This window comes from uncultured Dysosmobacter sp. (assembly GCF_947631165.1).
In the GTDB taxonomy this organism is placed as follows: domain Bacteria; phylum Bacillota; class Clostridia; order Oscillospirales; family Oscillospiraceae; genus Oscillibacter.
Window position 1 is genome coordinate 1 of record NZ_CANRKH010000071.1, and the last position, 8,796, is coordinate 8,796.

General features: G+C 62.0%; 7 protein-coding genes and 1 other annotated feature. Of the genes, 3 read left to right on the top strand and 4 right to left on the bottom strand.

Annotated features, from left to right (window positions below; all coding sequences use genetic code 11):
• The first annotated feature begins 553 nt into the window (after positions 1-553).
• The gene (locus Q0Z69_RS16070) at positions 554-1,393 is read left to right on the top strand and encodes a hypothetical protein (protein WP_298035416.1); all 840 of its coding nucleotides are present in this window, start codon (positions 554-556) and stop codon (positions 1,391-1,393) included.
• Positions 1,394-1,397: 4 nt separating this feature from the next.
• Positions 1,398-2,726, top strand: coding sequence for a chloride channel protein (locus Q0Z69_RS16075; RefSeq protein WP_298035417.1), 1,329 nt, complete (start codon positions 1,398-1,400; stop codon positions 2,724-2,726).
• 315 nt (positions 2,727-3,041) lie between these two features.
• Here the strand turns inward: Q0Z69_RS16075 and Q0Z69_RS16080 are convergent, their stop codons facing one another.
• On the bottom strand, positions 3,042-3,644 hold the full coding sequence (locus tag Q0Z69_RS16080; RefSeq protein WP_298035418.1) for a single-stranded DNA-binding protein: 603 nt from the start codon (positions 3,642-3,644) through the stop codon (positions 3,042-3,044).
• A 117-nt stretch (positions 3,645-3,761) separates the two neighbouring features.
• Here Q0Z69_RS16080 and Q0Z69_RS16085 point away from each other — a divergent pair, with 117 nt between their 5' ends.
• Positions 3,762-4,925: an Mbeg1-like protein gene (locus Q0Z69_RS16085; RefSeq protein ID WP_298035419.1), complete on the top strand. Its 1,164-nt coding sequence runs from the start codon at positions 3,762-3,764 to the stop codon at positions 4,923-4,925.
• A 281-nt stretch (positions 4,926-5,206) separates the two neighbouring features.
• On the opposite strand, the gene Q0Z69_RS16090 is transcribed toward Q0Z69_RS16085, so the two are convergent.
• The 3 genes from Q0Z69_RS16090 to rpmA all read right to left on the bottom strand — a co-directional run.
• Positions 5,207-6,592 (bottom strand): TrpB-like pyridoxal phosphate-dependent enzyme, encoded by a 1,386-nt coding sequence (locus tag Q0Z69_RS16090; protein ID WP_298035420.1) that lies wholly within the window; start codon positions 6,590-6,592, stop codon positions 5,207-5,209.
• Positions 6,593-6,676: 84 nt separating this feature from the next.
• Positions 6,677-6,927: a binding site (T-box leader), on the bottom strand.
• Between the two features lie 172 nt (positions 6,928-7,099).
• The gene (gene obgE / locus Q0Z69_RS16095) at positions 7,100-8,386 is read right to left on the bottom strand and encodes a GTPase ObgE (protein WP_298035421.1); all 1,287 of its coding nucleotides are present in this window, start codon (positions 8,384-8,386) and stop codon (positions 7,100-7,102) included.
• Positions 8,387-8,526: 140 nt separating this feature from the next.
• The coding region (gene rpmA / locus Q0Z69_RS16100) for a 50S ribosomal protein L27 (RefSeq protein ID WP_298035422.1) at positions 8,527-8,796 on the bottom strand (270 nt) is incomplete at its 5' end.

The following is an 8,796-nucleotide window of genomic DNA, read 5'->3' on the forward strand; positions in this document are numbered from 1 at the left end:
ACGGGTTCCGGCATCATCGCCGGGCCGGCTGAAAAGTTATAGGTTCTTCCGTATTTCATCTCTTTGTCCTCCATTTCCTAAAATGAAGAGGCATGGCCGGGGTCCGGAGAAAGGCCAGCCTCTCGCGGTTCTTGCTCTCAGTATACGACAGTTGGACGGCGGAATCAACCAGATATTCAAAATTTTTCAGACTAGCTAAAAATTTGTTTTGACTTTGTGCGAAATGACGGGAAAGGGACGAAGATGTGTGGAAAATTCGACAGAACAAACGAAAACAATCTGGGGTTATTTTCCTGGAATGGAACTCTCAGTGAACAACGGGCAACACGCCTGCCAGCGGCTAAAATCAACGCTGGCGGCGTCATCGTCCTAAGTGGGCGTCAGCCGGCAACGGGGATAACGCTGTCAGCCGCGCAAGATGTCCCGAAAACCGTGCTGTACTTTGTGCACTGAGGGTTGAAATTTAACAAAATCTTAACTATAATAAAAATGATCGTGTGAAAAGAGCAAAGCCATTTTAGGGGAAAGCCCCCGGTTTTAGGAGGAGACGACCATGAGACCAGACGGAACACTGGTGAAGGGCCTGACGCCTGTGATGCAGGCGCTGCCCCATATCATGCCCCGGCGATTCGACGCACAGAACTGGGCCAGCGACTATGTGGACGAGGATATCGTGAAGACGTTTATCCGGCAGAAGCGGCGGGAGGGCCGCCATGTGACCCACATGAGCATTCTGGCGGCGGCCTATTACAAGGCGGCGCTGGAGAATCCCAAGGTGAACTACTTCATCATGAACCGCAGGATCTACAAGCGGAATCATTTCTGCTTCAGCTTTGTGATCCTGAAGAAGCGGGCCGACGGCACGCCGGACGAGACCCCGCTGAAGGTGTTCCTGGACCCGGAGGACGATGTGTTCACCATCAGCCGGAAGATCAAGGACCTGGTGGACCAGAATCAGGAGGCCGTGCACAACAACGGCACCGATAAGTTCGTCAACATGGCCTTCAGGATCCCGGGCCTGGCCCGGCTGGTGTTCGGGCTGGCCTATCACCTGGACCTCCACGGGCTGCTGCCCCGGAAGATCATCGATCTCAGCCCCTTCCACACCAGCCTGTTCATCACCAATCTGGCGTCCATCAACACCAGCTATATCTTCCACCACTGCTATGAATTCGGCACCACCAGTGTTTTTGTCTGCATGGGCAAGCCGGTGCCGGATCCCATGGCTCCTCAGGGCAGCCGGAAAAAGCGGATGCCTCTGGGTGTGGTGATGGATGAGCGCATCGCCACTGGTATCGAGTACTCCCGCTTCTTTGCCGCCTTTGAGCGGTATCTGAAAAAGCCGGAGCTGCTGGAGTCCCGTCTGGACGGCAAGGCCGCCGCCGCGGTGTAAGGCCATGGAATACGGAAAGCGGTTTGCCGCATGGCTGCGCCACACAGACATCTACATCCAGACTATGGCCAAGTGGCTGCTTTTGGCGGTAGTGATCGGCCTGGCTTGCGGCGTGGTGGGTACGGCCTTCCACATGGGCGTGCATTACGCCACGGAGCTGCGGACGGAATGGCCCTGGCTGCTGTGGTGTCTGCCTCTGGCGGGACTGGCCATCGTGGCCATTTACAAGGTGACCAGGACCGAGGGCCAGGGGACCAACGACGTCATCGACCAGGTGCATCTGGGCAACGGACTGCCCCTTCTTCTGCTGCCCGCCATTTTCCTGGGTACGGTGCTCACCCATCTGTGCGGCGGCTCCGCCGGACGGGAGGGCGCGGCATTGCAGATGGGCGGCACCATCGGCTTCCACACCGGGCGGATGTTCCGCCTGGATGACCGGGATCTGCGGATCGCGACCCTGGCGGGTATGGCGGCTTTTTTCTCCGCCCTGTTCGGCACGCCGCTGACGGCGGCCATTTTTTCCATCGTGGTCATCAGCATCGGCGTGATGTACCACGCCGCCATGTTCCCCTGCCTGGCCTCCGCGCTGACGGCCTACGCCGTCTCTCTGGCCCTGGGAGTCGCCCCCACCCGATTCGCCGTGGAGATGCCGGCGCTGAGCGTCCACATGATGCTGCGGATGGGCGTCCTGGCGGCGCTGTGCGCCTTGGTGTCGGTGCTGTTCTGCGGTGTGATGCACGTTTTTGAGCATCTGATGGCCCGCCGGCTGCCTGATCCCTGGATCCGGGCGGCGGTGGGCGGCGCGGCGGTCATCGCCCTGACTTATCTCTGCGGAACCACGGACTACAACGGCGCGGGCATGGATGTGGTGGCCGCCGCCGTGGAGCAGGGGACTGCCCATCCGGCAGCCTTCCTGCTGAAGCTGCTGTTCACTGCCATCACCCTGGCCGCCGGCTTCAAGGGCGGCGAGGTGGTGCCGTCCTTCTTCGTGGGAGCCACCTTCGGCTGTGTGGCGGGACCGCTGCTGGGCATCCCGCCGGGAGCCGCGGCAGCAGTGGGATTGGCGGCGGTGTTCTGCGGTGCCACCAACTGTCCCCTGGCCTCCACGCTGCTGTCCATCGAGCTGTTCGGCGACGAGGGACTGCTGTATTTCGCCATGGCCTGTGTGGTCAGCTACATGCTCTCCGGCTACAGCGGGCTGTATTCCAGCCAGACCATCATGTACTCCAAGCTGAAGGCCCAGTACATCAACGTCCACACCAACGCCCACCATGCGGGGGACCCCCATCAGGAGCCTCCGGTGGCCGGGAGCGTGCGGGAGGAGCGGCGGTGAGCTGCGCCTTTTCGCACCGGCGGCTCTCCGCGCCCCACCAAAGAATAAGAACATATAGTCAACGCAATTGAAAAGGAGCGCAAGCTCCTTTTCAACCGGCGGGCCGATGGCCCGCCGGCGCGCGTGCCGCATATGCGGTCTGCAACGCTGCTGTGCAGCGCTGCGTGGAAAAGAATCCAAGAGATTCTTTTCCACTGTGCCGGCTATAAGACGCAGCCTCCCGTGGCATACTGTCCCAAAGGACATGCCGCGGGAGGCTGTTTTGTTCCCTGGATGAGGGAAGGCGTGTTTGAGCGGCTGGTGAGACAGAGCGGACTAGGGCGTTTCCTCCGGATCCAGCAGCCGCATCATGGACACCTCATAGGCGACCCGGTCCTGGGGGCCGGTCTCCGTCACCTTCTGGTAGATCCGGCTCTGGACCCGTCCCTCCAGGGCCAGCGTGTCCCCAACCCCGGCCGCGCTGGCCCGCTGGGCCAGCTGGCCCCAGGCAATGACCGGCAGATAGTCCGCCCGGCCGTACCGCCGGGGGACCGCCAGCATCAGGTCGCAGATGCTGCGGCCCAGGGGCGTCCGCCGGAAAACAGGGGGCTTGCACAGGGCGCCGGACAGGGAGATCTGGTTGCAGGGGTCGCCGGTCCCCGGCTGGAGGGCCTGGGCGTAGACTGTCAGCACCAGCCGGCTGCCCACGCCGCTGCGGTTGTTGAAGGAGCGGAGCTGTCCCCGGACCCGCAGCCAGGCCCCGGCGGATACCAGGGGGAGCAGCTCCGGCCGCAGCAGCACCGGCAGGGTGTCCGGCGTGCCGGACAGCCGGGGGACCTCCAGGAAAAAGCGGTAAAACTGGGCGCCGTGGTTTTCGTGGGACCACGCGGGAGCTGCCAGAGCCTTGCCCTCCAGCAGCACATCATTCAGAGTCGTCATGTTGTCCACCTCTCGGTCGTGATGCTGTATCCTATGAGAGGAAAGGAGTGGATAGACCACTTGTATTGGCGAAGGATCCGCGGTATAATCCCATCAAGACAGAAAGGAGGCGCACGTATGCCCAATCTCCTGGATTATTTGGACTGGCGGGGGGACCTGACCCTGGCCCAGTCCCCATTCAACGAGGTGGACAATCTGATCCTGGCGGAGCTGGTGTTTGTGGACTTCGGGGATATCGTTCCCGCCCCAGGCCAGGGAGCGAGCGTGCCGCTGCACCGGGCGGCGGAGGCATTTTTCGCCCGTTTCCCAGAAGGAGAGAAGATCGACATGGGGGTCCTGGTGCCTGCCGCCATCCCGGAGATGCTGCGGAAGATGGCGGACGCTCCCCGGTTTCGGGACATGGGGCTGAACTGCTTTGTGGACTGGCTGGATGTGGAGAAGGGCGAGCAGTTCGCCGCCCTGACCATCGACACCGGGGACAGCGCGGTGTACTGCTCCTTCCGGGGCACCGACGACACCCTGGCGGGCTGGCGGGAGGATTTTGAGCTGGCCTGCGTGCCGGAGGTCCCCGCCCAGAAGATGGCGGTGGGCTACGTCCGGGATGCCGCCCGGCAGTTTCCCCGGAAAAAGCTGCGGCTGGGGGGCCACTCCAAGGGGGGCAACCTGGCGGTGTATGCCGGCGTGTTCTGCCCGGAGGCGGTGCAGCGGCGGGTCGCGGACATCTGGTCCAACGACGGCCCCGGCTTCCATGAGGATATCCTGGACCTGCCGGAGCACCGCCGGGTCGAGGACCGCATCCACTCCATCGTGCCCAAGTCCTCCATCGTGGGGATGCTGCTGGAGCATGAGGAGAACTACAAGGTGGTGGACAGCGACCAGAAGGGCTTCATGCAGCACGACGGCTTTTCGTGGCAGGTGCTGGGCGGCCGGTTTGTGGCCCTGCGGCAAATGAGCCGTCAGGCCCATCTCAGCGACCAGGCCCTGCGGGAGCTGGTCCACGCCATGTCGGTGGAGGAGCGGGGCAAGTTCGTCACCGCCCTGTTCGACGTGCTGACGGCCTCCGGCGCGGTGACCCTGACGGACCTGAAGACCGACAGCTTCAAATCGGCCGGCGCCATGGTGAAGGCCATGAAGGATCTGGACAAGGAGACCCGGGAGGGTCTGCTGCGCTTTGTGGGCCTGCTGTTCAAAAGCAATCTCCGCATGACCCTGGAGGGCATCCAGGAGGATGTGGAGAAGTCCGCCAAGGGGTGGCCCCGCAAAAAGCGGGAGGAAGCATAGGGAAAAAGCCAGGACCCGCGGTGTTTCCGCGGGTCTTGGCTTTTTAGTTTGTCGAAAAACGATATTATGATCGGAAGAACTTTGCATTACGATAGGGGGGAGCTCGAGGGGGTGCAAGCCCGCCTCGAATGGGATCAAATGCCCCGCAAAGCCTTGCATAGCAAGGCGTGCGGCGAGCAGAGCGAGGACTTTTGCCCCACTTGTGGGGCAAAAGTAGTGGCATTTTTGAGGCTGTCAAAAAAGTCCAAAAGGGACTTTTTTGACAGCCTCAGCATATTCGATCAGTCCTGGCCGGGGACCTGGGGCAGGGTGGCGAAGCTGGCTTCCAGCTCGGCGTCGGTGGGGATGTAGTCGCTCATCTCGCCGTTGTGGAACTTCTCATAGGCCACCATGTCGAAGTAGCCGGTGCCGGTGAGGCCGAACACGATGGTCTTGGCCTCGCCGGTCTCCTTGCACTTCAGGGCCTCGTCAATGGCGACCCGGATGGCGTGGCTGCTCTCCGGCGCGGGGAGGATGCCCTCCACCCGGGCGAAATACTCCGCCGCCTCGAACACCTTGGTCTGCTCCACAGAGGTGGCCTCTATGTAGCCGTCGTGGTAGAGCTGGCTGAGGATGCTGCTCATGCCGTGATACCGCAGGCCGCCGGCGTGGTTGGGAGAGGGGATGAAGTTGCTGCCCAGGGTGTACATCTTGGCCAGGGGGCAGACCTTGCCGGTATCGCAGAAGTCATAGGCGAACTTGCCCCGGGTCAGGCTGGGGCAGGAGGCAGGCTCCACGGCGATGATGCGGTAGTCCTTCTCGCCCCGGAGCTTCTCGCCCATGAAGGGGGAGATGAGGCCGCCCAGGTTGCTGCCGCCGCCGGCACAGCCGATGATGATGTCAGGCACTACGCCGTATTTGTCCAGGGCGGTCTTGGTCTCCAGGCCGATGACGCTCTGGTGCAGCAGCACCTGGTTCAGGACGCTGCCCAGCACGTAGCGGTAGCCGGGATTGCTGGTGGCGACTTCCACAGCCTCGGAAATGGCGCAGCCCAGAGAGCCGGTGGTGCCGGGATGCTCCGCCAGGATCTTCTGGCCGATGGCCGTCTCCATGGAGGGGGAGGGGGTGACGGAGGCACCGTAGGTCCGCATGACCTCCCGGCGGAAGGGCTTCTGCTCGTAGCTGACCTTCACCATATACACCTTGCAGTCCAGCCCCAGATAGCCGCAGGCCATGGACAGGGCCGTGCCCCACTGGCCGGCGCCGGTCTCGGTGGTGACGCCCTTCAGCCCCTGCTGTTTGGCGTAGTAGGCCTGGGCGATGGCGCTGTTCAGCTTGTGGGAGCCGGAAGTGTTGTTGCCCTCGAACTTGTAGTAGATCTTGGCCGGGGTCTGGAGCCTTTCCTCCAGGCAGTAGGCCCGCACCAGGGGGGAGGGGCGGTACATCTTGTAGAAGTCCTGGATCTCCTGGGGGATGGGGATCTCCCGGGTGTCGTTGTCCAGCTCCTGGCGGATCAGCTCGTCGCAGAACACGGGCCGCAGGTCGTCGAAGCCCATGGGCGCGCCGGTGCCGGGATTCAACAGGGGAGCGGGCTTATTCTTCATATCAGCCCGGACGTTGTACCACGTTTTAGGCATCTCGTCCTCAGTTAGGTAAATCTTATAGGGGATCTTCTTCTCGGTTGTCATGATGATTAGCTCCTTTCATGTCTTGCGGCCCTCTGGGGAAACAAAAAAGACCTTCATCCCTCAAGGACCTATTCCAATAGGTTCCTTTGGGACAAAAGTCTGAAACTTCTGCGGTGCCACCCAAATTGACGCTTGCGCGTCCGCTCGGCGGCGTGCCATCACACGCCTTTCCTTGGTAACGGGGGAAAAGCCCGTCGGTGCTTAATAGGAATGGCTGTTCCGTTCGGCCCGCCCTCCGCAGTCCATTCGGCAAAACTGTTTTTACCGCCCTCACACCACCGGCGGCTCGCTGGGAAAAACGGGTCATGCGTACTCGTCTGCGTCATTGGTTTTCTTGATGTGAGAAAATACTACCTCCAAACAGGCCCATTTGTCAAGGGGGTCAAGAAAGTTTTCGCACAATGCATAAAAACAGGGCTTGAACGAATTTGGATTTTCTCATATAAAGACAAATATCCGGCCTTTTGCGAAAAAAGCCCGGGCCGGAGAACCCGGCCCGGGCGGCGTTCACCGCTGATACTCAAACTCGAAATCATACAGAGACACCGTGTCTCCGTCCTGAATGCCCAGCTCCTCCAGCCGCTGGAACAGCCCGGACTCCCGCAGAGTCTTGTCAAACCACATACGGCTCTCATAGTCACCGAAGTTGACATTGCCTATGAGCCGCTGGAGCCAGGGACCCTCCACCAGCCAGGTGTGGCCGTCATCGGCCCGCTGGATATCCAGAGGCGCGGAGGCGTCCACCACCGGAGGCCGCGGCACGTACTCCGGCTCATACACGGTCACAGGCGGCAGAGTGGACAGCATTTCCGCCACCTTGCCCACCAACTGGCGGGTACCCTGGTGGGCCGCCGCGGAGATTTCCATCAGAGTGTAGCCCTGGGCCTCCACATGGGCGCGCAGCCGTTCCAGGTTTTCCGGGTCCTCCATGATATCCACTTTGTTGGCGGCCACGATCTGGGGCCGCTGGGCCAGGTCGGGACTGTACTGCTCCAGCTCCTCGTTGATGGCGTCAAAATCCGCCACCGGGTCCCGGCCCTCACTGCCGGACACGTCCACCACATGGACCAGCAGGCGGCAGCGGTCGATGTGCCGCAGGAAGTCGTGGCCCAGGCCGGCACCCTCGCTGGCACCTTCGATAATGCCGGGGATGTCCGCCATGACAAAGCTGACGCCCTCATCGACCCAAACCACGCCCAGGTTGGGGAACAGGGTCGTGAAGTGGTAGTTGGCGATCTTGGGCTGGGCCTTGGACACCACGCTCAGCAGCGTGGATTTGCCCACATTGGGGAAGCCGATGAGGCCCACGTCCGCCAACAGCTTCAGCTCCAGGATCACGTCATGGCTCTCGCCGGGCAGGCCGCCCTTGGCGAAGCGGGGCACCTGCCGGGTGGGCGTGGCGAAGTGCATGTTGCCCCAGCCGCCCCGGCCGCCCCGGCACAGGACAAACGGCTCCTTGCCGCTCATATCCTTGATGATCTCGTTGGTCTCGGCGTCCCGCACCAGGGTCCCCCGGGGGACCCGGATCACCAGGTCCTGGCCGTCCTTGCCGGACTTTCTGGCCCCCTGGCCCGGCATCCCGTTGGACGCCGCGTATTTGCGCTTGTAGCGGAAGTCCATCAGCGTGGACATGTTGTCGTCCACCACCAGAACGATGGAGCCGCCCCGGCCGCCGTCGCCGCCGTCAGGGCCGCCTGCCGCCACGTATTTTTCCCGGTGGAAGGAGACCACACCGCTGCCGCCGTCTCCGGCGCGGACGGTGATTCGGGCTTTGTCGATAAAAGATGCTGCCATCAAACACACCTCCAATAGTTGTTTGTAGTATACCCATAGAGGCGCATACATCCCAAGGCGCAGAAGCTGTACCCTCGGATGCGGGCGTCTTACCTGAAAAGAGCCCCGAACATGTGCGTTCGGGGCTCCCAAAGCTTTGCTTACTCAGCCTCGTAAACAGAAGCCTGCTTACGATCCTTGCCCATGCGCTCGAAACGGAGCACACCGTCCACCTTGGCGAACAGGGTATCGTCAGTGCCGATACCGACGTTCTTGCCGGGATGGATGCGGGTTCCGCGCTGGCGGACCAGGATATTGCCGGCCTTGACGAACTGGCCGTCGGCGCGCTTGGGACCAAGGCGCTTGGACTCGGAGTCACGGCCGTTCTTGGTGGAGCCGCCGCCCTTCTTGTGGGCGAAGAACTGAAGACC